This is a genomic window from Limnohabitans sp. JirII-29 (assembly GCF_003063395.1).
In the GTDB taxonomy this organism is placed as follows: domain Bacteria; phylum Pseudomonadota; class Gammaproteobacteria; order Burkholderiales; family Burkholderiaceae_C; genus Limnohabitans.
This window is the reverse complement of the sequence record NZ_NESB01000008.1, coordinates 66,261-91,069: the sequence shown is the minus strand read 5'-3', so window position 1 is coordinate 91,069 and position 24,809 is coordinate 66,261. Positions and strand designations below refer to the sequence as shown.

The following is a 24,809-nucleotide window of genomic DNA, read 5'->3' as shown; positions in this document are numbered from 1 at the left end:
GGTCAGGGCCAAGTGTGGACCCTGATTCAACGCTTCACGCCTTGCGCCACGCTTGCGGCGCTGACCCACGGCCCCTCAAACCAAGCGTCGCCATCGAGGTAAGCGCGCAGCATGGGCAAGGCATCGAGCCCCCAAAACACATAGCCATCCACCTCAAAGGTCGGCACGCCAAACACGCCATGTCGAATAGCCGCTTCGGTGTGGGCTTTGAGTTGGTCCTTCACCTCGGCGGCATCGGGCGCGCGGGCTGGTGACAACTGGGTGGTGAGCGCGCTCAAACGCGCCGCATCGTCAGCGGCAGCGCCATCGCAGCACCAGACATGGCGAAACACGGTGTCACACACATAACGATTGGGCTCACCGTGGCGGTCACACGCCACAGCCAAACGCAACAAAGGCAAGGGGTTGAATGGGTGGCTGGCGGGCATCTGCAAGGGCACGCCCAGTTGACGCGCTTGCCACAACACCTGGCGATACGTCCACTCGCGCTTGCCCGCAATTTCTGCCGGGCCCAACTGACCGTGGTGCTTGAGCAAGGCGGCAAACAAAATGGGCCGGTACACCACCTGGTAACTGGTGCCCATCAGCGCTTGCGGCAAGGCCTCAAAGGCCAAATACGCGTAAGGCGAAATGAAGTCCAGGTAACAGGTGATGGTTTTCATCAGGCACGTCCTCAGCTGGTGTGGGCGGTGATGCGTTGTGCAATGCGCGACCACACCAAGCGCTTGCTCTCATTGCTGGTTTGGCCCCAGCCGCCAATCTCGTCCAGGCTGCGCCAGCAGCCTTCGCACCAACCCGTGTCAGTGGACATGTGGCACACAGAGATACAAGGCGATGGCACCGTGGCACTGGGCGACGCTTGCTGCGCACCCAAGGCCACGCGCTGCGCCTGCTTGAGCAGCAACAAGGCCGACGCAGACAGGCCGGTTGGTTTGGGTTTGAGTTCGCTTCCACACATGGCTGGCATTGTCGGCTAGAGCGCGTCTTCAGGCAGTGCGTTTGTTCAAAACCGCCGTGGCGACACGTGAATTGGGTGGACGGCCCAAGGCTTGGCTGATGAACGCCCCCGCATCCACCAAGCGGTCCAAGTGAATGCCCGTCTCAATGCCCAGACCGTGCAGCAGGTACACCAGGTCTTCGGTGGCCACATTGCCCGTGGCACCTTTGGCATACGGGCAACCGCCCAAGCCCGCCACCGACGACTGGAAGTTCCACACGCCCATCTGCAAAGCTGCCAAGGTGTTGGCCAAGGCTTGGCCATAGGTGTCGTGGAAATGGCCCGACACCTCAGCCAGCGCGAAATGCTGGAGCGTGGCCTCTAGGGCTGCTTGCACCTTGCGCGGCGTGCCCACGCCGATGGTGTCGGCCACGTCCACGCGCTGCACGCCAATGTCTTTCATCAAGCCCGCCAAATAGGCGACGCGCTCAGGCGCAATGTCGCCCTCGTACGGACAACCCACGGTGCAGCTCATGGCACCACGCACCGCGATGCCCGCCGCGCGTGCCGCTTGCACCACGGGCGCAAAGCGCTCGATGCTCTGGGCGATGGAGCAGTTGATGTTCTTTTGGCTGAAGGCTTCGCTGGCCGCACCAAACACCACCATCTCATCAGGCTGGCTTTTCAATGCAACCTCAAAGCCTTGCAGATTGGGTGTGAGCACCGAGTAACGCACGCCGGGCAAACGGGTGATGCCGGCCATCACCTCGGCGTTGTCAGCCATTTGCGGCACCCATTTGGGCGAGACAAAACTGGTGACCTCAATCTCTTTCAAACCCGCTGCTTGCAGGCGCTGGACCAGTTCAATCTTGATGGCAGCGGGCACCGGTTGCTTTTCGTTTTGCAGGCCATCGCGGGGGCCCACGTCGATGAGGTGGACGCGTGAGGGAAGGTTCATCTGCGGCTTTCTGTGTGCGCGGTGTTCAGTCGAGTTTGAGCAATTCTGCCCCTTCGGCCACTTGGTCGCCTGCGGCATACAGCAGCTCTTGCACCGTGCCGTCTTTGGGGGCGGCAATGGTGTGCTCCATCTTCATGGCCTCCATGATGGCCAGGGTTTGGCCGGCCTTCACCACATCGCCCACCTTGACGGCAAACGACACCACCTTACCGGGCATGGGGGCGGTCAAACGGCCGCCCTTGACTTCCACCTCGCCCGCATGGGCCAAGGGGTCGCTCCAGGTGATGCGGGTGGCGCCTTCGGGCGTGAACACGTGGGCCACCTCACCTTGCCAGTGCAACACGCTGTGGGTGCGTTGGCCATTGAAGCTGACCCACAGGCCCGCCTCTGTGGCTTGCTCTGCCTCGACCTGTGCACTGAACTGCAACAGGCCAGACGCATCCGCATCAAGGGACAGATTCGTCACTGGCAACGCACCCGCAGGCGACACCCGCAAATGCAAACCGCCATCGTGTAAGTAACTCAGCTGCGCATGCAGCGTGTCGTCCCCCAACACACAGGTGAACGCACGGGTGCGCACGCCATAGGCCTGCCACCCATCACGCTGGCTGAACGGGTCTGTGCCTGCCAAGCGACGCTCGGCATGCAAGGTGTGCGCCACCACCGCCGCCACGGCGCGCACCGCACCCACTGGCTCTTGGTGGAACAACACCGCCGCTTCACGCGGGATGAGGGCCGTGTCGAGTTGCGCCTTGGCAAACGATGGGCTGCGCACCACCTGGCGCAAGAACTGCACGTTGGTGGCCAGCCCCACGATGTGGGTCTGTGCCAAAGCGGCATCCAAACGCGCCAAGGCTTGAGCGCGGGTGTCGCCGTGCACGATGAGTTTGGCCACCATGGAGTCGTAATACGGGCTGATGGTGTCGCCCTCGCGCACGCCGTCGTCCACGCGCACCGCACCGGCAGCCACCGCAAAGCTGGTGCACACGGGCTTGCGGTACACCTGCAAGGTGCCGGTGGCGGGCAGAAAGTTGTTGTCGGGGTTCTCGGCACAAATGCGCGCTTCAATGGCATGCCCCTGAATGCGCAACTGGTCTTGACGCAGAGGCAAAGGCTCGCCACTGGCCACACGCAGCTGCCACTCCACCAAGTCGAGCCCGGTGATGGCTTCGGTCACCGGGTGCTCTACCTGCAAGCGGGTGTTCATCTCCATGAAAAAAAACTTCATGGCCTCGGGCTGGTCGTAACTTGCTTGCTCAACGATGAACTCCACCGTGCCCGCGCCCACATAGTTCACCGCCTGGGCCGCCGCCACTGCCGCTGCGCCCATTTGCGCGCGCAAGGCCTCGGTCATGCCGGGGGCCGGCGCTTCTTCCAGTACTTTTTGGTGACGGCGCTGCACCGAGCAATCGCGCTCGAACAAGTAGACGCAGTTGCCGTGCGTATCGCCAAACACCTGAATCTCGATGTGGCGCGGGCGCTGCACATATTTTTCAATCAACACGGCGTCGCTGCCAAAGCTGTGCATGGCCTCGCGTTGGCAACTGGCCAAGGCCTCGGCGAAATCTGCTGCCTTATCCACCGCACGCATGCCCTTGCCGCCGCCGCCTGCGCTGGCCTTGATCAACACGGGGTAGCCAATGCGATCGGCCTCGCGTTGCAACAAGGCCGGATCTTGATCGGCCCCATGGTAGCCAGGCACCAAGGGCACGCCAGCTTTTTCCATCAGCTGCTTGGATTCGGCTTTCAAGCCCATGGCTTGGATGGCCGAAGGCGATGGCCCAATGAACACCAGCCCCGCCGCCGCACAGGCTTTGGCAAAGTCTTCGTTCTCGCTCAAAAAGCCATAGCCCGGGTGCACGGCTTGTGCACCCGTGTCTTGTGCGGCTTGCAAGATGCGCTCCCAGCGCAGGTAGCTGTCTTGGGGTGCGCTGCCGCCGATGTGCACCGCCTCGTCACAGGCCAGCACGTGCTTGGCGTTCGCGTCGGCGTCGGAATACACCGCCACGGTTTTGACACCCAAGCGGCGTGCAGTGGCCGCCACACGGCAAGCAATTTCGCCACGGTTGGCGATGAGAATTTTTTGAAACATGAGGATCTTTCAGTTCAAGCGATGCCGTGTTCACACCAGCCAATTGGGTTTGCGTTTTTGCAGAAACGACTGCACGCCTTCTTTGCCTTGGGCACTGGCGCGGATGTCGGCAATGCCCTCTACGGTGCGGTCCACCAAGGCATCGTCGATGTCCCGCCCTGCCACGTCGTGCAACAGGTGTTTGCATGCCTTGAGCGCGTCGGGGCTGGCCGCTACCAAGGTTTGGGTGAGCACGCTCACCTGTGCGTCCAGCGCGTCAGCGCTGACCACCGCATGCACCAGGCCCACGCGGTGTGCCTCGGCGGCACTGAAACGCTCGGCCGTTAAAAAGTAACGGTGCGCTGCCCGTGCGCCCATGGCACGGATGACATACGGGCTGATGGTGGCGGGGATGAGGCCAATCTTGACTTCGCTCAAACAGTAATGCGCGGTGTCCACGCTGACCGCCATGTCGCACGCGGCCACCAGCCCCAAGCCACCGGCGTACACATCGCCCTGCACCCGCGCCAGCGTAGGCTTGGCACAGGTGTAGATGGCGCGCAGCATGGCGGCCAACTGCGCCGCATCGGCCAGGTTTTGGTCACGCGTGTAGTCGGCCATGCGGCGCATCCAGTTCAGATCTGCCCCTGCGCAAAACGCCGGGCCCTCTGCCGCCAGCACCACGCAGCGCACACCGGGCGCTTGGCCTGCGGCTTCAAAGGCGGCCTTGAGTTCGGCAATCACCTCGTCGTTGAAGGCGTTGCGTACCTCGGGGCGCGACAGGGTGATGGTGCGCACACCGTGTTGCGTGACGATGTTCAATGCGGCCATGTGTCTAAGCCCCCCAGTGTTTTGAGCGATTCAAAGTCTGCGTCACGGTGCAGCAGCACATGACCGTGCGTCATGCAGAAGCTTGCCAGCAGCATGTCCACCGGGCTGTGCACGGTGCGACCTTGCTCACGCAGACGGCGGTACAGGCTGGCGGCCATCAGGGCGTTGTCGAGTCCACCGATTTCCACCACCTGCAGCGCCAACAAAAGATCGCGTGCTCTGGCCTGCGCCTGGGTCGTAGAGAAGCCGCGCATCACCTCGAACACCACCAAGTCGGCCACGCCGATATCAGGCGGTCCGTCTTGGCCCGACAGCCATCGCCTGAGCTGCTCGGTCTGAGCATTGCTGGTGCCCCGAAAGTGATCGATCAAAACACTGGCGTCTACCAAAATCATTTGGACTTGCTCCGCGCCCCAGACTTCGTGCTCGGTTCAGCGACCTTAGACTTTCGGCCCTTAGACGCCGGCTTGACGGCATAACCGATGGTTGGTTCCTGGACAACGGCCTCAAGTCGTTCGCGCTCCTGTCTTGCTTTGGCCCAGGCCTCGTCAGAATCATCCCAAAACAAGGTGCCGCGCGCGGCCAGCAACGCTGCATAGGCCTTTTTGCGTTGAAGCAAGCGCAAGCCCTCTTCTACGGCCTCACGCTTGGTCTTGAAGTCGCCCGCCTTCATAGCAGCGGCCATCAAGTCGTCGTCGATATCTATGTTGGTACGCACATGAAACCTCTTTGATGTGTATGAAATTTAAAAATCATACACATTACATGCGAAAAAGTCCAAAGGTGGTGTCGGCAATCGGCGCATTGAGCGAAGCGCTCAAACCCAGCGCCAACACGCGCCGCGTATCGGCCGGGTCGATCACGCCGTCGTCCCACAAACGCGCGGTGGCGAAGTAGGGGTGGCCCTGGGTTTCGTATTGGCTTTTGATGGGGGCTTTGAAGGCTTCCTCCTCCTCCATGCTCCACTGCCCGCCTTTGCCTTCAATGCCATCGCGCTTGACCGTGGCCAGCACGCTGGCCGCTTGCTCGCCGCCCATCACCGAGATGCGGGCGTTGGGCCACATCCACAAAAAGCGGGGCGCAAACGCGCGGCCACACATGCCGTAGTTGCCCGCGCCAAAACTGCCGCCAATGATGACGGTGAACTTCGGGACAGCGGCTGTAGCCACCGCCGTGACCATCTTGGCACCGTTGCGGGCAATGCCTTCGTTCTCGTACTTGCGGCCCACCATGAAACCGGTGATGTTCTGCAAAAACACCAAAGGGGTTTTGCGCTGGCAACACAGTTCGATGAAATGCGCCCCTTTGAGCGCCGACTCAGAAAACAAAATGCCGTTGTTGGCAATGATGCCCACCGGCATGCCCTCGATGCGCGCAAAGCCGCAGACCAAGGTGGTGCCAAAGCGGGCCTTGAATTCGTCGAATTCGCTGCCATCGACGATGCGGGCAATGATCTCGCGCACATCAAACGGTTTGCGGGTGTCGGTGGGAATGACGCCGTACAGCTCTTGCGCGTCGTACTTGGGCGGCACAGGGGCGTGGGTGGCGATGTTGGGTTGTTTGCGCGCATTGAGGTTTTTCACGGCTTGGCGTGCCAGCGCCAGTGCATGCACATCGTTGTGTGCCAAGTGGTCCGCCACGCCGGAGAGGCGGGTGTGCACATCGCCACCGCCCAAGTCCTCGGCGCTGACCACTTCACCGGTGGCCGCTTTGACCAAGGGCGGGCCGCCCAAGAAGATGGTGCCCTGGTTGTTGACGATGATGGTCTCGTCACTCATGGCGGGCACATAAGCGCCGCCTGCCGTGCAGCTGCCCATGACGACAGCAATTTGCGCAATGCCTTGCGCGCTCATATTGGCTTGGTTGAAGAAGATGCGGCCAAAGTGGTCACGGTCTGGGAACACCTCGTCCTGGTTGGGCAAATTGGCGCCACCTGAATCGACCAAGTAAATACAAGGCAGGCGGTTTTGCTGCGCCACCTCTTGGGCACGCAAATGCTTTTTCACGGTGAGCGGGTAGTAGGTGCCGCCTTTGACGGTGGCGTCGTTGCACACGATCATGCAGTCGACACCGCTGACGCGGCCAACGCCCGCAATCAAACCAGCGCTCGGGGCATCGTTGCTGTACATGTTGAGCGCAGCCAGAGGAGCCAATTCCAAAAACGGCGTGCCAGGGTCGAGCAGCGTCTGCACCCGGTCCCGCGGCAACAGCTTGCCCCGCGCCACGTGTTTGGCGCGCGCCGCCTCGCCGCCCCCTTGCTGGGCCTGCTGCACCTGAAGGTTCAGGTCATCGACCAAGGCGCGCATGGCTTGCGCGTTGGCAGCAAAGTCCGCAGCGCGTGGGTTGAGTTGGGTGTGTAACTGCGACATGGGCGACGACCTTCTTTCAAATCAACCCACAGGGTAGGCGCAAGGAGCGTACGGGATGCGCCAGGATGGTTGCAAATCCTGCCACAATAAATGCAATCTATGCCAGCCGAACCGCGCCCCAAAACAACGCCCGCGCAGACGGCCACACGCGGCCGCGCCGAGACGCCCATTGCCTTTGTGCAAGCCATTGCAGCGGCTTACGCAGCACGCGGCATGGACCCAGCAGCAGCCCTGCTGGCAGCACAAATCGAGCCAAAACTTTTACGCAAACCCCATGCACGCATCACCGCCACACAAATGGAGGTGGTGTCAGGCGCAGCCATGCAAGAACTCGACGACGAGGGCCTGGGCTGGTTCAGCCGTCGCTTGCCCTGGGGCAGCTACGGCATGCTGGTGAGGGCCTCAATCACAGCACCCAACCTGGGTGTGGCGCTGAAACGCTGGTGCCGTCACCACCACTTATTGACCGACGACATTGCGGTGCAAGTGAGCGTGCAAGACGGCGTGGCGCAGCTGCAATTGCATGAAGCGCGAGACCTGGGCGGCTACCGCGAGTTCTGTGTGGTGTCGGTGCTGCGCAATGCCCTGGGCGTGGCGTGCTGGTTGACCGATTCGCGCATTCCTTTGCTGCGGACCACCTTGCAATTTGCAGCGCCTGCACACCGCGCCAGCTACCGCGTGCTGTTTGACGGGCCCACCGCGTTTGACGCACCCATCCACAGCTTGCAGTTTGACGCCGGGTATTTGAGCCTGCCTGTGCGCCGCGACGAAGCCGCCTTGCAGCGCATGTTGCAACGCGCCTTGTTGCTCACCGTACGCCCCTACCGACGCGACCGTTTGTTGGTGGAAAAGGTGCGCCACACCTTGGCCCAACACCCCGAACACAGCCGCAACGCCGACGACTTGGCCACCTGGCTCAACCTGTCCACCCGCACGCTGCACCGCCAGCTCAAAGAAGAAGGTGCGTCCTTGCAACAGCTCAAAGACGCGGTGCGGCGCGACTTGGCCATCGACCTGCTCCACCGCAGCCAACGTCCGCTCAAGCAGATTGCCCAAGCAGCGGGGTTTCAGAACGAAAAGAGTTTCATCCGAGCCTTCAAGGGCTGGACGGGTCAGACGCCGGATGCGTTCAGGCGCTGCTGAGTTTCTGCCACACACCGCCTCGCGGCAGCAACGAGCACTGGCACAAACGCATGCCCGGCTCGCAAGGCGCTTGTCAGCACAGCCAAGTCCTCAATGTATTCATGCACCATCTGATTTCTCAGTTGGCGCATTTCCACCCAAACATCGGCAGACACAATCAGGCCTAATTTCTCGGCCTTGTCTAAGTTGTCAATAGCAGCCCCCGTCTTTTCTGCCAACAAAGTCAGCAACGCTGGCAGCAACTTATCGCCTACCGTGTCTTGGAGCCTTGCAAAGCGCGACACAAACGCGTCTAAGCGCTCGGCCAAAACCGGGTCAGCTTCGATTCGTTGTGCATCTTCAATGGTGAACAAATTGCCAAACAAACGACCATCTGTCTCCAACAAATGCCGACACTCTTTTTCGGTGACGCGCACCAGAAATTCGAGACGTACGGCTTGCGACGAAGGAGTTTTCATAAGCGAACTCCTTCTGACAGGGCGATGGTGTGAATCGGTAAAAGTTTCAAATTGGGCGCTTTGATCAACACATCGACCTTTCGGCCATCCATGACACGTGACACTTGTGCCGCGAGTCGCGCTGATAGCTGCGCGGGTTCAGCCACAGCGTCATCCAACTCCAGTAGCAAGTCCACATCCCCACCTCGCGCATCGTCACGCAGGCGTGAGCCGAAAAGCCAGACACGCGCAGCGTCACCCGCCAGCAGAGATGCGCTCGCACGAATGGCTGAGATTTGTTGTGAGGTGATACGCATACGCGAATATTACGCCGTGAGCAGCAGCTCACGCATGTCGTCAAACACATGCGCCGCGCCCGCTTGACGCAATGCGTCCGCTTGTCCATGCACGGCATAGCCCCACACGGTGGCACCGGCGGCAACGCCTGCTGCTACGCCAATAGGCGTGTCTTCGATCGCCAGGCAACGCGCGGGGTCTTGGCCCAAGTGCGCAGCCGCAGCCAAGTACACATCGGGGAAAGGCTTGCTGCGTGGCACTTCATGACCGCTGAAAATGCGCCCGTCAAAAAAATCGAACAAGCCCACTTGCGCCAGCATGAGGTTGATCTTGAAGCGGTCTGCGCCAGACGCGCAGGCAATTTGGCCGTGGTGCACGGCATGCAGATGCTGCACTGCTTGGTGCACATGGGGGATGGCGGTGATTTCGTTTTCCAGCCGCACATTGCGGCGCTGGTAAAAGGTTTGCAACCAGTCTTCGGTGAAGGGCTGGCCGGTGTGGGCCTCGATCAGGTCTTTGCGGGTGCGCACGGTGTGCCCCACAAAGTGGGCCATGCACTCTTGCAGCGTGAGCTGCCAGCCCAACTCTTCAAACATATCGCGCAACACACCGCAGGTGATGGCTTCGCTGTCTACCAGCACGCCATCGCAATCAAACAACACAGCATCGAATTTCATGGTGCGATTATCGATGCCCGTCGGTCGCTAACGCTGGTCACCGTCCACGTAATACCAGCGCCCGTCTTCGCGCACAAAGCGGCTGCGCTCGTGCAAACGCACCGCGCGGCCCTCCACGCGGTAACGCGCCACAAACTCGACCTCTGCCGTGTCGGCACCCTTGGCTTGGTGCGCGCGCACGTCGAGGCCCAACCATTTGGCAGACGGTTCAAAGTCGAGTGACGCAGGACGCGTGCTGGCGTGCCAGGTGGCGAGCAAGTAGGCCGCGTCTTGCAACACAAACGCGCTGTAGCGCGAGCGCATCAAGGCCTCGGCGGTGGGCGCGGGCGTGGTGTCAAAAGCGGTGATGAAACGCCCGCAACACAGGGGATAGCCCAGCACGCGTTGCTTGGCGTCGCGCTGGCCACACGGGCAGGCTGCGCCGGTGGGCAAAGCGTGTGTCCGCATCACGCGAGTGCGCGTTGGATGATGATTTTTTGCACGTCGCTGGTGCCTTCGTAGATTTGGCACACGCGCACGTCGCGGTAAATGCGCTCGACGGGGAAGTCGCCCACCACGCCATAGCCACCCAAGGTTTGAATGGCGGCACTGCACACGCGTTCGGCGGTTTCGCTGGCAAACAACTTGGCCATGGCGGCCTCTTTCAAACACGGCAAGCCCGCGTCGCGCAAACTGGCCGCGTGGTACATGAGTTGACGCGCCGCTTCGAGTTGCGTGGCGCAATCGGCCAAGCGAAAGCCCACCGCCTGGTGGTTGAAGATGGCGGTGCCAAAACTCTCGCGGTCTTTGCTGTACTGCAAGGCCACCTCGAAGGCGCTGCGCGCCATGCCAATGCTTTGCGCCGCAATGCCAATGCGTCCGCCTTCCAGGGCCGAGAGGGCAATCTTGTAGCCCTCGCCTTCGGCACCAATCAAGTTCTCGGCCGGAATGCGGCAGTTGTCAAAGTTGATTTGCGCGGTGTCGCTGCTGTGCTGGCCCAGTTTGTCTTCCAAGCGCGCCACGTGGTAGCCCGACGTGTGGGTGGGCACGATGAACGCGCTCATGCCTTTTTTGCCCGCCCCCTTGTCGGTGACGGCAATGACGATGGCCACATGGCCGTTCTTGCCACTGGTGATGAACTGCTTGACGCCGTTGATCACATAGGCGTCCCCCTCTTTGGTGGCGGTGGTTCTGAGCGCCGAGGCATCCGAGCCCACATGCGGCTCGGTCAAACAAAACGCACCCAGCATTTGGCCTTGCGCCAGCGGCGTCAGCCATTGTTTCTTTTGCACAGCGTTGCCATAGCGCATGAGGATGGCATTGACCGGGCAGTTGGTGACGCTGATGGCGGTGCTGGTGCCGCCGTCGCCTGCCGCAATTTCTTCCAGCACCACGGCCAGACTCAGGTAGTCCAGTCCCGCACCACCCAAGTCTTCGGGCACGCAAATGCCATAGGCGCCAAGCGCCGCCAAGCCCTGGTGCACACCCACGGGAAAGTGGTGCTCTTTGTCCCAGCGCGCAGCGTTGGGACACAGCTCTTGTTGGGCAAAGTCACGCACGGCGTCACGGATCATGAGTTGATCGGAGTTGAGGATCATGATGGATACAAAAATAAAAATGAAACCATTAAAGGCGGAACTCAAGCCTCGTATCTGTTTGCGTGAAATGGGCCAAGAGAGGAGAGGTTTTATGCACCGCCAACATATTCATGCCCAAATTAAAGGTTTGGTACCCCAAGTCGCTTAGCAAAGCCAGCAATGCAACTTGGTCGCACTTAATTTGCTCGATGTGCAAGATTGGGAGGCATCGTTCAATTGTTTGACGAGCCCCCTCCAGAGCCTCAATCTCCATGCCTTCAATGTCAAGCTTGAAAAAATCCAGGCGAGTCAGTGAGAGCGCATCCACCGTGGTCATAGGCACTTCAACCATATCTTCTTTTTTGTAAGAGATAGCCTGCCCAACATATTCATTGCTTGACGCTTGTCGCAACTCTAAACTGCCAAAGCTTGCCGGCTGGTGATAATCTGGCTGGGGTATTTCTAGTGTCCCAACTTGACGGCCCAAGGCAGCCAAATGAACTCGCGCATTCATACAGTTATTCAATGCAATATTGCCCGCCAAAGCGTAATAAACACGCTCTTGGGCTTCATAGGCCCTCACACAACCCCAACCTTGCATGTGGCGCGCCCAAGCCAAGGTATGCGCGCCGATGTTAGCGCCGCCATCTAGAACAACAACACCATCGCCGCCGTAACGTCGACACAGGGTCAATAGATTCGATGAAAAAGCAATTTCTTGTGAATCGAACTGGGATGTGTTGAGCAATTGATGCCCAACGCCATAAGCTTGGTTTTCATCGACTATTCGATAGTCATGTCGATTCACAATCATGCTTCCATAGTGGGTGGCCGCCAATACAAACGCGATCGGTTTAGGGGTGAACATATAGCAATTACTTATGAAAATTTATCTGTTACGGCGAATGATGCTAAACATAAATATTATAATATTTAATTAAAAATTAAATTAATTGTCCAACCTTCGCACTCACCAGGGAAGCAGGTGACCGTCGTAAGACAAAAATTGCCCGCGTTGTGCGGGGCTGAGGTGCGCCAGGGTGTGGCGCAGGTGGCGTGCGCTGTCGCTCGCGCTCAGAGGGGCTTGGCTGCCGCCCATTTCGGTTTGCACCCAACCCGGATGCAGCGCCACCATGTGGGCGCGCGGGTACTCGGGCTGGGCGGTGCGCATGACCATGTTGAGCGCCGCCTTGCTGATGCGGTAGAGCGCCGCATCCCCCGATTGGGTGTTTTGCAAGCTGCCCATTTGGCTGCTGATGAAAGCCAGCACGCCTCCCGCGGCTTCTACCGCAGGGGCGACTTGCGGCACGCTCATCATGGCGCCCATGACGTTGGCGTGCATCACGCGGTCAAACGCGTCTTGGGTGGGCGGGGTGCTGGCACGGGTGCGGTCCATCACGCCGGCCACATAGAGGGCCACATCGATGGACTCGCCATCGAGCTGCCAAGCCAAGGACGACACACTGGCCGGGTTGGCCACGTCGACGCGCCAGCAGGTGGCCCCGGCAGCCAACAGGCGGTCGCGCCCCGCGTCGTCACGCGCGGTGCCAATGACACGCCAGCCGTCAGCCACATACTGCTGGGCCAACGTGAGGCCAATGCCGCGTGACGCGCCAAGAATCAAAGCTGTTTTTTGCATAGGTGGCAGCGCTTACAGCACTTCCAGCGCCACGGCGGTGGCTTCGCCACCCCCGATGCACAAGGTGGCCAAGCCTTTGCGCAAGCCACGCGCTTTGAGCGCGTGAATCAGCGTGACCATGATGCGCGCGCCCGACGCGCCAATGGGGTGCCCCAAGGCACAGGCGCCGCCGTTGACGTTGACCTTGTCGTGCGGCACGTGCAGATCCGCCATCAAGGCCATGGGCACCACGGCAAAGGCCTCGTTGACTTCCCACAGGTCCACATCGCCCACCGACCAACCGGCTTTGGCCAAGGCCTTTTGGGTGGCGCCCACGGGTGCTGTGGCAAACCACTCGGGCTCTTGCGCGTGGGTGGCATGGCTGACAATGCGTGCCAATGGCGTGCAGCGCAATTTCTTCGCGGTGCTCTCGCGCATCATCACCAGCGCAGCCGCGCCGTCGTTGATGGATGAGCTCGAAGCGGCCGTGATGGTGCCGTCTTTTTTGAAAGCGGGTTTGAGGCTGGCAATTTTGTCGAGCTTGACTTTGCCGGGGCCTTCGTCGATTGAGATGACGGTTTCGCCCGTGCGGCCCTTGACGGTGACGGGTGCAATTTCGGCAGCAAACGCGCCCGAGGCGGTGGCGGCTTTGGCACGCTCCACGCTGGCGGTGGCAAAGGCGTCTTGCTGGGCGCGGGTGAAGCTGTATTTGGCGGCGCAGTCTTCGCCAAAGGTGCCCATGCTGCGGCCAGGCTCATACGCGTCTTCCAAGCCGTCGAGCATCATGTGGTCAAAGATACGGTCGTGGCCAATGCGATAACCACCGCGCGCCTTGGGTAGCAGGTAAGGCGCATTGGTCATGCTCTCCATGCCCCCGGCCACCAGCACGTCGTGCGAACCTGCCACCAGCATGTCGTGCGCAAACATGGCCGCGCGCATGCCAGAGCCGCACATCTTGGACAGCGTGACCGCACCTGCACTTTTGGGCAAGCCACCTTTGAATGCCGCTTGACGTGCCGGGGCCTGGCCTTGACCGGCCATCAAGCAGTTGCCAAACAACACCTCGGTCACCAACTCGGGAGAGATGCCTGCACGGGCGACGGCAGCGGCAATGGCGACACCGCCCAAGTCGTGTGCGGCCAGCGACGCGAAGTCGCTTTGAAAACTGCCCATGGGGGTGCGCGCTGCACCGACGATGACGATGGGGTCTGACATACAAAAATCTCCTAGAAGTTCAAAGTTCAAAGTTCAAAAAAGTTGGATGCCAACGCCTGGGTCAGCCCACCACACCGCCCCGTGGGTAGCGTTTGAAGGCGTTGCGAAACACGTTCACCACTTCGTGCGCGCCGGTCATGCTGACTCCCAGGTCTTTGACCAAGCCGTTGTCCAAACCGTAAATCCAGCCGTGCACGGTGATGTGTTGGCCACGGCTCCAGGCGTCTTGCATGACGTTGGAGAGCGCCACATTGCCCACTTGTTCGATCACATTCATCTCGCACATGACGCGCTCTAGCTCGTCTTGCGGCAAGTGGTTGAGGCGCTGGCGATGGCGCAAGCGCACGTCTTGCACATGGCGCAACCAGTTGTCGGCCAAGCCCACACGGGTGCCTCGGGTTGCAGCCAACACGCCGCCGCAGCCGTAGTGGCCCACCACCATGATGTGCTCGACCTTGAGCGCGTCCACCGCGTACTGAATCACCGACAAGGCATTCAAGTCGGAGTGCACCACCACATTGGCCACGTTGCGGTGGACAAACACCTCACCAGGATCTAAGCCCGTGATCTGGTTGGCGGGCACACGGCTGTCGGAGCAGCCAATCCACAGGTACTTGGGGTTTTGCTGGTTGGCCAGGCGACTGAAATACGCCGGGTCCTGCTGGACCATGCTGTGCGCCCAGGCGCGGTTGTTGTCAAAAAGGTGTTGGAGTGAAGATGTCATCTTGGAGAGTTGGTCTATTTAAAAGCGACTCAATGCGCCTTGTTGGCGGTCAAGCCCATGGTCTGCGCCACATGGTGCAAACGCTTGTCTCGCGTCCAAAGCCGTGCATGCGGCGTCAAGCGGGTGGAGGCCAGCAAGGCCACATCGACATAACCCAAGCCTTTGGCAAACAATTTTTCAGCCTCTACCAAGGTCATCACCTCATGCGGCGACGCCACCACAGCCTGCGGCAAACCTTGCAAGGCCTGCAAAACTTGCGCTCTATTCTTCAAACTGCCCAAAGCAATTTCGCCAACGACCCAAGGGTGGGCCAACACTTGGGTGGCCTGCAAAGCTTGTCGCAGCAAAGCGTCGTCATCGCGCAAATGATCGATCCAGACCGAGGTGTCCACCAACCACATCATGCGGTCTTTTCTCTGCGCCTGGGTGCCGCATCCAGATTCGGCTCGCTGCCGCCCAGCAGCGCCAAGCGCTTGGCACTTTCACGCGCGACCAGGGCGCGCAAGGCCTCTTTCAACAAGGCGGTTCTGTCGAGTTCAGACAGATAGCTTTGCGCTTGTTGTAGCAGCTCATCGTCCAAGGCAAGGGTTGTGCGCATCTGCGTCCTTTCTGTCTTCAAGCATTCAAACTCAAGGCATTCATATTAGCATCACTTGATGATCATAAAAATGCCTAACTTGTCTTGTTTTGCCCCCCGAAAGCAGGCTCAGCAGGTCTCGGCAAACAATTCACGCCCAATCAGCATGCGGCGAATTTCGCTGGTGCCTGCGCCAATTTCGTACAGCTTGGCATCGCGCCACAAGCGACCCAAAGGGTAGTCGTTGATGTAGCCGTTGCCGCCAAAAATCTGCACGCCCTCACCGGCCATCCAGGTGGCTTTTTCGGCGCACCACAAAATGACCGAGGCGCAGTCTTTGCGCACTTGGCGCACGTGGTCCGTGCCCAGCAGGTCGAGGTTTTTGGCGACCGTGTAGGCAAACGAGCGCCCCGCTTGCAGCACGGTGTACATGTCGGCCACTTTGCCTTGGATGAGCTGGAACTCGCCGATGCTTTGGCCAAACTGCTTGCGGTCGTGGATGTAGGGAATCACGTTGTCCATCACCGATTGCATGATGCCCAAGGGTCCGCCGGTGAGCACGGCGCGCTCGTAGTCGAGCCCACTCATGAGTACTTTGGCGCCATTGTTCAAGCCCCCCAAGATGTTCTCGGCGGGCACTTCAACGTTGTGAAACACCAGCTCGCCGGTGTGGCTGCCACGCATGCCCAGCTTGTCGAGTTTTTGCGCGATGGAAAAACCCGTCATACCTTTCTCAATCAAGAAGGCAGTGACGCCACGCGCGCCCAACTCGGGTTCACTCTTGGCGTAGACCACCAGGGTGTCGGCGTCGGGGCCGTTGGTGATCCACATCTTGCTGCCATTCAACAGGTAGTAGCCGCCTTTGTCCTCGGCTTTGAGCTTCATGCTGATCACATCACTGCCCGCGCCCGGCTCGGACATGGCCAGCGCGCCCACATGCTCGCCGCTGATGAGTTGGGGCAAGTACTTTTGGCGCTGCGCTTCGGTGCCGTTGCGCTTGATCTGGTTGACACACAAGTTGCTGTGCGCGCCATAGCTCAGGCCCACGCTGGCGGAAGCACGCGAGATTTCTTCCATGGCAATCATGTGCGCCAGATAGCCCATGTTGGCACCGCCATATTCTTCGCCCACGGTGATGCCCAGCACGCCCAAATCGCCCATCTTGCGCCACAGGTCCATGGGGAATTGGTCGTTGCGGTCAATCTCGGCCGCGCGTGGGGCGATCTCTGCTTGGGCAAAGTCGCGCACCGCGTCGCGCAGGGCGTCGATGTCGTCGCCAAGTTGAAAGTTCAGGCCGGGTAAGTTGTGCATGGGGTGTCTCCTGCAATGAAATCAATAGGTTTGTTTAACCACCGCGAGGGTTTGCTGCATCAAGGCGCAGGGCGACTCGGAGCCATCGGCATCGAGGTGCACCACTTCGGCGGTGGTGATGATGAGCCGCTTGCCCGCCCGCACCACATGGCCACGGGCGCGCAGTTCACCGTCTTTGAAGGCGGCCAAGAAGTTGATTTTGTATTCCACCGTGGCGACTTCCATGCCCTCGGACGCGCAGGTGAGCCCCGCATAGCCCGCCGCGATGTCGGCCAAAGCGCCCATGGCGCCCCCGTGGTAGCCGCCTTGTTGCTGGGTCACGCGCTCGGAGTAAGGCAAGGCGACTTCCACTTCGCCGGGAGCCACCGACACAATGCGTGCGCCCAAGTGCTGCATCAGGCCCTGGCGCACAAAGCTAGATTCAATGCGGTGGTGCAACGCGGCCTGGGTGCTGGGGTGAGGTTGCGTCATGGTCGTGCCTTGCTCACTTTGGGCGTCTTGATGGCTTTGACTGGCTTGGCGACATGGGCCACGGCCTGCTTGGCCAACAGGTTACGAGCTTCTTTTTCATGCACCTTGACTTCGTCAAGATTGGCCTCCAGCTCAGCCATCTGCGCTTCGAGTTGTTGCCGATGCTCTGCGAGCACGACCAAAAACTTTTGCAACTGGGGCCCGGTGTCGCGCGGGCTGTCGTACATGTCGATCAGGTCTTTGGCTTCCGTCAACGACAGGCCCAAACGCTTGGCACGCAAGGTGAGCTTCAAGCGCGTGCGGTCACGGTGGCTGTACACGCGGTTGCGCCCGCCGGGGCCCGAGCGTTCGGGCTGGAGCAGGCCCATGTCTTCGTAAAAGCGGATGGCGCGCGTGGTGAGGTCGAACTCACGCGCCAGGTCGCTGATGGAATAGGTGGTGGCCATGGCTGGACTGCTCCGTTGACGTTTACGTAAACGTCAATTATGACGGGAAATTCAGTGGCCTAAAAATTCATTGCCAGGGGGGCAGCAATTCGTCCTTGAGCACACGCCGACGTTGCGCGTAGTCGGGCATGACGCTGTGCACGGTGTCCCAAAAGCGCGGGCTGTGGTCCATCACGCGCAGGTGGCTGAGCTCGTGGGCCACCACGTAATCGATCACGGCCAGCTTGTGGTGCAACAAGCGCCAGTTGAGTCGTATGGCGCCATTGGCACTGGCACTGCCCCAGCGGGTGGCCGCACTGCTGAGCGACAAGCGCTGCCACTGCACCCCCAGCTGCGGCGCAAAGTGGTTGAGCCGTTCGGTGAACAAGGCTTTGGCCTGACGCATGAGCCAGGCCTGCACCGCGTCGCGAATTTGTTCTGGCGTGGCATGGTGTGGCAATCCCAGACGCAGGGTGTGCAGAGGACGGCCCTCTTCAAACTGGGCACTGTTTTTTTTCAGGGTGGCGCTGGAGTCGAGCAACACCTGGAGTTGATCGCCCAGGTAAGGCAACACCACGCCGTCACGCCAGTCGATGCGTGCTGCACCGAGCTGTTGTTGACGTTCGCCCATCTCGACCAGCTTGCGACCAATCCAGTCGGCTTTTTCACGTAACGCCGATTCGACCTCGCCCAAGGTGACCCAGCGTGGCGCACTGACTTCGAGGCCATCGGGCCCCACCGCCATGCCAATGGTGCGGCGCTTGCTGCGGCGAAACGCATAAGCCACGTCGGTATGCCCCAGTTGGATGCGCCGTGTGGCACGCGGATGGGTGAATTGCGCATGCGGCAGAACTTGCGCCAAAGGTTCGCCCAGGACAGTGATCTGTTGGACCGTGGTGTCAGACGGCGCGCCTTTGCCTTGGGCGGGACCGTGCGGCGGGTTCGTTGGTAACTTGGGGGCAGGTGGCGCGCTGTCAAACAAGTCGAGCACGAGTTGCAAGAAGCGGCTCATGCGTGGGCGCTCAAGATTTGGCGGCGTAGGCCTCGGGGTCGAGGCGGTGCATTTCGGACTCGATCCACTGCTCGACTTCACGCATCAACTCATCGGCTTCGCGGCCCACACTCGGGATGGGCTTGCCAATCGAGACATCGACCACCCCTGGGTGCTTGATGAAGGCGCGACGCGGCCAGCATTTGGCCGAGGTGATGGCAATGGGAATGACGGGCGCTCCGGTGGCCACGGCCAAGCGTGTGCCACCGCTTTTGTATTGGCCGCGTTGGCCACGCGGGATGCGCGTGCCCTCGGGAAACATGATGACCCACACGCCTTTGGCCAGCAAGGCTTGGCCCTGCTCCACCACTTTGGCGAAGGCTTTGGCGCGCTGGCTGCGGTCGATGTGAATCATGTCGAGCTTGCCAATGGCCCAGCCAAAGAACGGCACGTAGAGCAGCTCTTTTTTGAACACATAGGCCAAGGGATGCGGCATGATGGCCGGCATCAAAAAGGTCTCGTAGGTGGACTGGTGTTTGACCAGCAAGATGGCCGGGCTGGTCTCGCCATCAGGCAAATTTTCTTGACCTTGAATTTGGTAGCGAATGCCCATGATGACGCGGGCGGCCTCAATGCTCAGGCGCAACCAACGCGCGGCCCAAACATACAAGGTGTCGCCGCGTGCGCCACACACCGACGCGACCACGATGAGCAAGGCGTAAGGGATGACCGTGCAAAACATGAAGGCCATGTGCAAGACCGAGCGCAGGAAGGCCATCATGCGCGGCTCCCCGACTTTGACGCGGCTTTGCCCACGGTTTTGCTGGCGGGCTCGGGTTGCTGCAACAACCAGTCGGCAAAAGCGGACACATCGTTGTGTACCAACGTGCCTGCGGGGTAGTCCTGGGGCAGTGGTTTGCCGCGGAGCTTTTCGCCTTTGCCCGTGAGCACCAGATGCGGCGTGCAGCCCACCGCAGCACCGGCTTGCAAGTCACGCAAGGTGTCGCCCACGCAGGGCACGCGGGTGAGTTCCATGCCATAGCGTTCGGCAATTTGTTCGAACAAACCGGGCGCAGGCTTGCGGCAGTTGCAATGGTCGTCAGGGCTGTGCGGGCAGTAAAACACCGCGTCGATGCGGCCACCGGCAGCCGCCAGCAACTTGTGCATCTTGGCGTGCATGGCATTGAGGGCAGCCATGTCGTACAGACCACGCCCCAACCCTGATTGGTTGGTGGCCACCACCACATGCCAGCCGGCGTGGTTGAGGCGGGCAATGGCGTCGAGCACGCCGGGCATGGGGATCCACTCGTCGGCCGATTTGACGTAGTCGTCACGGTCTTGGTTGATGGTGCCGTCGCGGTCGAAGATGACGAGTTTGGTCTGCATGGTGGCTCGATGGTTGCGGGAACGTTGCGTGCGTTAGCTGGCCAAGCACGACAAATCGGCCACGCGGTTCATGGCCAGGTGCAAGCTCTTGAGCAAGCCTTGGCGGTTGAGGCGCAAGTCCATTTGCTCGGCGTTGACCATGACGCCATCGAAGAAGGCGTCTACGGGCTCGCGCAAGGCGGCCAGAGTTTTGAGCGAGGCGGTGTAGTCCCCGGCTTCGAACTGGGTCTGCGCCAGCGGCGCGATGCGTTGCATCACTGCGTAGAGGGCTTTCTCGGCGGGCTCTTGCAACAAAATTTCGCTGACATGACCGTCGACTTCTTGCGCTTTTTTCAAGATGTTGCCAATGCGTTTGTTGGCGGCCGCCAGGGCCTGGCTCTCGGGCAAGGCGGCAAAGGCGCGCACGGCGGTGAGGCGGTGGCTGACGTCACTCAAGCGCTGTGGGTGCAGGGCCAACACGGCTTCCACTTCTTGCGCGCTGTAGCCTTGCTCGCGCAGGCTGCCAGAGAGGCGGTCGTAAATGAAGGCGGTCAAGGCCACGGTGGGATCGGTGATGTGCGCGCCAAAGGCCGGTACAGCCTGAGCGATGACATCGTGCAGACCCAACGACACATTGGCGTCACTGAGCATGCGCACGATGCCCAAAGCATGGCGGCGCAGCGCGAACGGGTCTTTGTCACCCGTGGGCAGGTTGCCAATGCCAAACATGCCCAGCAGGGTTTCGAGTTTGTCGGCCAAGGCCACCACCAGACCGACGCGGTTGCGTGGCAACTCGTCACCCGCAAAGCGGGGTTTGTAGTGGTCTTCAATGGCTTGGGCCACATCGTCGCCCAAGCCATCGTGACGGGCGTAGTAGCCACCCATGATGCCTTGCAACTCGGGGAACTCGCCGACCATGTCGGTCAGTAAGTCGGTCTTGGCCAACAGGGCTGCGGTATCGACGGCCTGGATGAAGGCCTCGCCGCCCAAGGCCACGTTGGTTTGAGTCAGCCATTGCGCAATGCCGCCTGCGATGGCGCGCACGCGCTCGGTGCGCTCGCCTTGGGTGCCAAGTTTGTTGTGATAGACCACTTTGCCCAAACCTTCGACGCGGGAGGCCAGTGTTTTTTTGCGGTCTTGGTCAAAGAAGAATTTGGCATCGGCCAAGCGGGGACGCACCACGCGTTCGTTGCCACCGATCACCGCGCTGGCGTCATCTGGACTGATGTTGCTGACCACCAAAAACTGGTGGGTCAACTTGCCCGAAGCGTCGAGCAGCGGAAAGTATTTTTGGTTGGCCTTCATGGTCAAGATGAGGCACTCTTGCGGCACGTCGAGGAACTGCTTCTCGAATTCGCAGATGAGCACGTTGGGGCGCTCGACCAAGGCCGTGACTTCGTCCAGCAAGGCTGCGTCTTCAATGGCGTGCACGCCACCGCCCACTTGGGCCGCTGCGGCTTGGAGTTGGCGTGCAATGTCGGCACGACGCTCGACAAAGCTGGCGATGACGGCCCCATCTTGCGCCAAGGTGGCTGCGTAATGGTCGGCATCTTGGAACACCACGGGAGACACCCGGGCTTCAAAGCGGTGACCCTGGGTGGTGTTGCCAGCCGTCAAGCCCAAGGCTTTGACAGGAACCACGGTGCTGCCATGCAAGGCCACCAGGCTGTGGGCAGGGCGCACAAATTTGACGCTGCTCCAGCCCGGCAGTTCACAGTCAGACTCCAGTTGGTAGCTCATGACTTTGGGGATGGGCAGTTTGGCGATGGCTTCGTCCAGGGCTTTCTGCAAGCCTTGGGCCAGGCTGGCACCGTGGGCCACGCTGTCGTAGAACAGGGCCTCGGCTTTGCCGTCAGGCGCACGCTTGAGTTGCGCCACAGCTTCGGGGCCTGCACCGATGGCCTGCAATTTTTTAAGCAAAGCGGGGGTGGGGTTGCCATTCGCGTCCAAGCCCACACTGACGGGCATGAGCTTTTGTTGCACGGCACGGTCTGCGGCTTGCGCCACCACGTGGGTGATGTGCGCGGCCAAGCGACGCGGCGAGGCAAAGGGGGTAACGATGGACTCGGCCGAGGCTAGGCCTTGTGCTTTGAGCTGCTCCAGCAAGACGGTTGAAAACGCATCGCCAAGTTTTTGCAAGGCTTTGGGCGGCAGCTCTTCGACGAAGAGTTCGATCAGGAGGTTGTGGGTGCTCATGGTCAGGCGGCTTTCTTAGGCATGTGGGCCACCCATTCGCGCGGGGCCATGGGAAAGCCCAGGCGCTCGCGGCTGTCGTAATAGCTTTGCGCCACGGCGCGGGCCAGGTTGCGGATGCGACCGATGTAGGCCGCACGCTCGGTGACGCTGATGGCGCCCCGGGCATCAAGCAGGTTGAAGGTGTGGGCGGCTTTGAGGACTTGCTCGTAAGCAGGCAAGGCGAGTTGTTCAGTCATCAGGTGTTGGGCTTGCTTTTCGTGGGCACCGAAGGCGGTGAACAAGAACTCGGCGTCGCTGTGTTCGAAGTTGTAGGTGGACTGCTCAACTTCGTTTTGTTTGTAAACGTCGCCATAGCTCAAGCCATCGGTCCAGGTGAGGTTATAGACGTTGTCTACGCCTTGCAGGTACATGGCCAGGCGTTCCAGGCCGTAGGTGATTTCGCCGGTGATGGGTTGGCAGTCAATGCCACCGACTTGCTGGAAGTAGGTGAACTGGGTGACTTCCATGCCATTGAGCCAGACCTCCCAGCCCAAGCCCCAAGCCCCAAGGGTTGGGTTTTCCCAATCGTCTTCAACGAAGCGGATGTCGTTTTTCTTCAAGTCAAAGCCGAGGGCTTCGAGTGACCCCAGGTACAGCTCCAAGATGTTGCTGGGCGCAGGCTTTAAGACCACTTGGTATTGGTAGTAGTGCTGCAAGCGGTTGGGGTTCTCACCATAGCGACCATCTTTGGGGCGGCGGCTGGGCTGCACATAGGCGGCTTTCCAAGGCTCGGGGCCGAGGGCACGCAAGAAGGTGGCGGTGTGCGAGGTGCCGGCACCGACTTCCATGTCGTAGGGTTGCAGCAAGGCGCAGCCTTGGTCGGCCCAGTAGGTCTGGAGCTTGAGGATGATCTGTTGAAAAGTCAGCATGCAACAAAAGCCGACCGTGGGTCGGCAAGTTAGGGGTGCAGGTCAAAACGCCTGCCAACCCTTGATTTTACGGGGCGAAGCGGCGCTTTTTGCGGCTGTGTCAGTGGCTATTGCTTGCTACTTACGTGGCGACTTGCGGAGCGCTCGCCAAGCCACGGCAGACAAGACCAACCCGGCCCACACAACCAAGGGCCACAGACCCCAGGCAGACACCCAGCGGGCATAGGGGGTGGCGGGACCATCGACCCCGAGCACCTGTGCCGTGAGCGCGCCTTTGACGCCGCTGGGCAGTCGGTGTGTGACCACGCCTTGGGCGTTGATGATGGCGGTGGCGCCGGTGTTGGTGGCGCGCAGCATGGGGCGGCCCAGTTCGAGGGTGCGCATGCGCGAGATGTGCAAGTGCTGGTCAATGGCCACGGTGTCGCCAAACCAGGCGATGTTGCTGAGGTTGAGCAGCAGGGTGGGGGATGTCTCCGGGTTGGCAAAGTTTTGCGCCAGCTCTTCGCCAAACAAGTCTTCAAAGCAAATGTTGGGTGCGATGCGCTCGCCATGCCACAGCAAAGGCAGTTGCACCACTTGGCCACGGGAGAAGTCGCCCAGCGGAATGTGCATGAGTTGGACGAACCAACGGAACATGGGAGGTACGAATTCACCAAAGGGGACGAGGTGGTGTTTGTCGTAGCGGTAGGCGTCTGCCGCGGCGCCGGGTAACAAGGCCAGCGCTGAGTTGGTGTAGCGGTGCACGCCTGTGTCGTCTGGCGCACTGAGCGGCAGGCCGATCAAGGCCGCTTGCTGGCCCTGGGCGTAGCGCTGTTGCAAGAGTGGCCAGTACCCATCGGGCAAGTAGTCGCGCAACAAGGGCACGGCTGTTTCGGGCGTGACGATGAGGTCTGACGTGTTGTGCAGCAAGGCTTCGCGGTAGTCGTGCAAGGCTAGCCCTACGCCTTCGCCAAACTTGAGGTCTTGCGGCACATTGCCCTGCAACAAGGTGATGGTGAGTGCCGGTTTGCGTTGGTTTGATTCAATGCCGGAATGTCGCAAGGGCGAGGCCACCCAGGTCCCCACCAACGCGCAACCTATCGTCAGCCACCAGGTGACGCTGCGCCATGTGGGACGGGCCCCACGGGGGCCATGCCATGAAGCGGCCAGCAGCATGGCCAACCAAGCGCTGATGGCACTCAAGCCATACACACCCACCCAGGGGGCCCATTCGCGCAAGACGCTGTCCACGTGGGCATAGCCCGCTGCAGCCCAGGGGAAACCAGTCCACAAGGTGCCGCGCGTGAGTTCGGCCAATAGCCATAAGGCAGAGAATGTCAACGCGCGCGACATAACGCCGGCCTCTGCGGCGCACAGGCGGTGGTATGCCCAACTGGCGGCGGCGTAAAAGAGCGCCAAGCCAGCCGCCAACAAGAAAACGGCCAGCGCCGCCAGGCCGCCAGGCATGCCGCCGTACACGTGCATGGAGATGTAAAGCCACCAAATGCTGCCACCCAGCCAAGCACAGGCAAACCACCAACCGCACCCAAACGCTTGCTTGGCGGTATCGCTACGTTGCAGCAGCATGGCAAAACCACTCAGGCTGAGCAGTTGCAACCAGCCTGAGGAGTGCCCTTGCCAAGCGCCGGGAAATGGCCATGCCATGGCGAAAGCTTGGGCAACACCCAAAACAAGCAAGAACACAACGCGACCAAGCCGCTGCGGGGTGTGGCGCGAGCTGGCGTGCATGCGG

Annotated in this window: 29 protein-coding genes; 1 reads left to right on the top strand and 28 read right to left on the bottom strand. The window is 60.7% G+C overall.

Going from position 1 to position 24,809, the window contains the following annotated elements; translation table 11 throughout:
* Nucleotides 1-26 precede the first annotated feature (26 nt).
* From B9Z39_RS13220 to B9Z39_RS13185, 8 genes are read right to left on the bottom strand one after another with little or no spacing between them, the layout of a single operon-like run.
* Nucleotides 27-662 (bottom strand): 2-hydroxychromene-2-carboxylate isomerase, encoded by a 636-nt coding sequence (locus B9Z39_RS13220; RefSeq protein ID WP_100147184.1) that lies wholly within the window; start codon nucleotides 660-662, stop codon nucleotides 27-29.
* A gap of 11 nt (nucleotides 663-673) precedes the next feature.
* Entirely contained in the window at nucleotides 674-958 is a 285-nt protein-coding gene (locus tag B9Z39_RS13215; protein WP_100147252.1) for a DUF1289 domain-containing protein, read from the bottom strand.
* Nucleotides 959-986: 28 nt separating this feature from the next.
* Nucleotides 987-1,895 carry a hydroxymethylglutaryl-CoA lyase gene (locus B9Z39_RS13210; protein WP_108302014.1) on the bottom strand — a complete coding sequence of 303 codons (909 nt, stop codon included), beginning with the start codon at nucleotides 1,893-1,895 and terminating at the stop codon, nucleotides 987-989.
* Nucleotides 1,896-1,920: 25 nt separating this feature from the next.
* A complete protein-coding gene (locus B9Z39_RS13205; RefSeq protein ID WP_108302013.1) occupies nucleotides 1,921-3,987 on the bottom strand; it encodes an acetyl/propionyl/methylcrotonyl-CoA carboxylase subunit alpha in 2,067 nt (688 codons plus the stop codon).
* Nucleotides 3,988-4,017: 30 nt separating this feature from the next.
* Nucleotides 4,018-4,797, bottom strand: coding sequence for an enoyl-CoA hydratase/isomerase family protein (locus B9Z39_RS13200; RefSeq protein WP_108302012.1), 780 nt, complete (start codon nucleotides 4,795-4,797; stop codon nucleotides 4,018-4,020).
* Nucleotides 4,785-5,192: a PIN domain-containing protein gene (locus B9Z39_RS13195; protein WP_108302011.1), complete on the bottom strand. Its 408-nt coding sequence runs from the start codon at nucleotides 5,190-5,192 to the stop codon at nucleotides 4,785-4,787. The genes B9Z39_RS13200 and B9Z39_RS13195 overlap by 13 nt, the downstream gene beginning before the upstream one ends.
* Entirely contained in the window at nucleotides 5,189-5,515 is a 327-nt protein-coding gene (locus B9Z39_RS13190; protein ID WP_108302010.1) for a type II toxin-antitoxin system VapB family antitoxin, read from the bottom strand. The genes B9Z39_RS13195 and B9Z39_RS13190 overlap by 4 nt, the downstream gene beginning before the upstream one ends.
* Nucleotides 5,516-5,558: 43 nt before the next feature.
* A complete protein-coding gene (locus B9Z39_RS13185) occupies nucleotides 5,559-7,166 on the bottom strand; it encodes a carboxyl transferase domain-containing protein (protein WP_108302009.1) in 1,608 nt (535 codons plus the stop codon).
* Between the two features lie 99 nt (nucleotides 7,167-7,265).
* On the opposite strand from B9Z39_RS13185, the gene B9Z39_RS13180 reads away from it, so the two are divergent.
* On the top strand, nucleotides 7,266-8,309 hold the full coding sequence (locus B9Z39_RS13180) for an AraC family transcriptional regulator (RefSeq protein ID WP_108302008.1): 1,044 nt from the start codon (nucleotides 7,266-7,268) through the stop codon (nucleotides 8,307-8,309).
* On the opposite strand, the gene B9Z39_RS13175 is transcribed toward B9Z39_RS13180, so the two are convergent.
* The 20 genes from B9Z39_RS13175 to lnt all read right to left on the bottom strand — a co-directional run bounded on the left by B9Z39_RS13175 (nucleotide 8,279) and on the right by lnt (nucleotide 24,805).
* The gene (locus B9Z39_RS13175) at nucleotides 8,279-8,767 is read right to left on the bottom strand and encodes a hypothetical protein (protein WP_100147189.1); all 489 of its coding nucleotides are present in this window, start codon (nucleotides 8,765-8,767) and stop codon (nucleotides 8,279-8,281) included. The two genes, B9Z39_RS13180 and B9Z39_RS13175, sit on opposite strands and share 31 nt — an antisense overlap.
* A complete protein-coding gene (locus B9Z39_RS13170) occupies nucleotides 8,764-9,063 on the bottom strand; it encodes a nucleotidyltransferase domain-containing protein (RefSeq protein ID WP_100147190.1) in 300 nt (99 codons plus the stop codon). Before B9Z39_RS13170 ends, B9Z39_RS13175 begins: the two co-directional genes overlap by 4 nt.
* A 9-nt stretch (nucleotides 9,064-9,072) precedes the next feature.
* Nucleotides 9,073-9,720: an HAD family phosphatase gene (locus B9Z39_RS13165; RefSeq protein WP_100147191.1), complete on the bottom strand. Its 648-nt coding sequence runs from the start codon at nucleotides 9,718-9,720 to the stop codon at nucleotides 9,073-9,075.
* 27 nt (nucleotides 9,721-9,747) lie between these two features.
* Nucleotides 9,748-10,167, bottom strand: a complete 420-nt coding sequence (locus B9Z39_RS13160; RefSeq protein ID WP_158236169.1) for a YchJ family protein — start codon at nucleotides 10,165-10,167, stop codon at nucleotides 9,748-9,750.
* A complete protein-coding gene (locus B9Z39_RS13155) occupies nucleotides 10,167-11,297 on the bottom strand; it encodes an acyl-CoA dehydrogenase family protein (protein WP_108302007.1) in 1,131 nt (376 codons plus the stop codon). Before B9Z39_RS13155 ends, B9Z39_RS13160 begins: the two co-directional genes overlap by 1 nt.
* A 28-nt stretch (nucleotides 11,298-11,325) precedes the next feature.
* Nucleotides 11,326-12,144, bottom strand: a complete 819-nt coding sequence (locus tag B9Z39_RS13150) for an FkbM family methyltransferase (RefSeq protein WP_100147193.1) — start codon at nucleotides 12,142-12,144, stop codon at nucleotides 11,326-11,328.
* A 102-nt stretch (nucleotides 12,145-12,246) separates the two neighbouring features.
* Entirely contained in the window at nucleotides 12,247-12,915 is a 669-nt protein-coding gene (locus B9Z39_RS13145) for an SDR family oxidoreductase (protein ID WP_100147194.1), read from the bottom strand.
* A 12-nt stretch (nucleotides 12,916-12,927) separates the two neighbouring features.
* Nucleotides 12,928-14,109: an acetyl-CoA C-acyltransferase gene (locus B9Z39_RS13140; protein WP_100147195.1), complete on the bottom strand. Its 1,182-nt coding sequence runs from the start codon at nucleotides 14,107-14,109 to the stop codon at nucleotides 12,928-12,930.
* Nucleotides 14,110-14,170: 61 nt separating this feature from the next.
* A complete protein-coding gene (can, locus tag B9Z39_RS13135; protein ID WP_100147196.1) occupies nucleotides 14,171-14,833 on the bottom strand; it encodes a carbonate dehydratase in 663 nt (220 codons plus the stop codon).
* 29 nt (nucleotides 14,834-14,862) lie between these two features.
* On the bottom strand, nucleotides 14,863-15,234 hold the full coding sequence (locus B9Z39_RS13130) for a type II toxin-antitoxin system VapC family toxin (RefSeq protein WP_100147255.1): 372 nt from the start codon (nucleotides 15,232-15,234) through the stop codon (nucleotides 14,863-14,865).
* Entirely contained in the window at nucleotides 15,234-15,431 is a 198-nt protein-coding gene (locus B9Z39_RS13125) for a type II toxin-antitoxin system VapB family antitoxin (RefSeq protein ID WP_100147197.1), read from the bottom strand. Before B9Z39_RS13125 ends, B9Z39_RS13130 begins: the two co-directional genes overlap by 1 nt.
* 108 nt (nucleotides 15,432-15,539) lie before the next feature.
* Entirely contained in the window at nucleotides 15,540-16,721 is a 1,182-nt protein-coding gene (locus B9Z39_RS13120) for an isovaleryl-CoA dehydrogenase (RefSeq protein ID WP_108302006.1), read from the bottom strand.
* A 21-nt stretch (nucleotides 16,722-16,742) separates the two neighbouring features.
* On the bottom strand, nucleotides 16,743-17,192 hold the full coding sequence (locus B9Z39_RS13115; protein WP_233202647.1) for a PaaI family thioesterase: 450 nt from the start codon (nucleotides 17,190-17,192) through the stop codon (nucleotides 16,743-16,745).
* A complete protein-coding gene (locus B9Z39_RS13110) occupies nucleotides 17,189-17,638 on the bottom strand; it encodes a MerR family DNA-binding transcriptional regulator (RefSeq protein ID WP_108302005.1) in 450 nt (149 codons plus the stop codon). Before B9Z39_RS13110 ends, B9Z39_RS13115 begins: the two co-directional genes overlap by 4 nt.
* Nucleotides 17,639-17,705: 67 nt before the next feature.
* Nucleotides 17,706-18,629 (bottom strand): M48 family metallopeptidase, encoded by a 924-nt coding sequence (locus B9Z39_RS13105; protein WP_108302004.1) that lies wholly within the window; start codon nucleotides 18,627-18,629, stop codon nucleotides 17,706-17,708.
* Between the two features lie 10 nt (nucleotides 18,630-18,639).
* Nucleotides 18,640-19,386 carry a 1-acyl-sn-glycerol-3-phosphate acyltransferase gene (locus B9Z39_RS13100; protein WP_108302075.1) on the bottom strand — a complete coding sequence of 249 codons (747 nt, stop codon included), beginning with the start codon at nucleotides 19,384-19,386 and terminating at the stop codon, nucleotides 18,640-18,642.
* Complete coding sequence (gene gmhB, locus B9Z39_RS13095; RefSeq protein ID WP_108302003.1) at nucleotides 19,386-19,994, bottom strand: D-glycero-beta-D-manno-heptose 1,7-bisphosphate 7-phosphatase; 609 nt, start codon at nucleotides 19,992-19,994, stop codon at nucleotides 19,386-19,388. The genes B9Z39_RS13100 and gmhB overlap by 1 nt, the downstream gene beginning before the upstream one ends.
* 33 nt (nucleotides 19,995-20,027) lie before the next feature.
* Nucleotides 20,028-22,169 (bottom strand): glycine--tRNA ligase subunit beta, encoded by a 2,142-nt coding sequence (glyS, locus tag B9Z39_RS13090; protein ID WP_108302002.1) that lies wholly within the window; start codon nucleotides 22,167-22,169, stop codon nucleotides 20,028-20,030.
* Between the two features lie 2 nt (nucleotides 22,170-22,171).
* Entirely contained in the window at nucleotides 22,172-23,077 is a 906-nt protein-coding gene (gene glyQ / locus B9Z39_RS13085; protein ID WP_108302001.1) for a glycine--tRNA ligase subunit alpha, read from the bottom strand.
* Between the two features lie 117 nt (nucleotides 23,078-23,194).
* Nucleotides 23,195-24,805: an apolipoprotein N-acyltransferase gene (gene lnt / locus B9Z39_RS13080; RefSeq protein ID WP_108302000.1), complete on the bottom strand. Its 1,611-nt coding sequence runs from the start codon at nucleotides 24,803-24,805 to the stop codon at nucleotides 23,195-23,197.
* Nucleotides 24,806-24,809 lie beyond the last annotated feature (4 nt).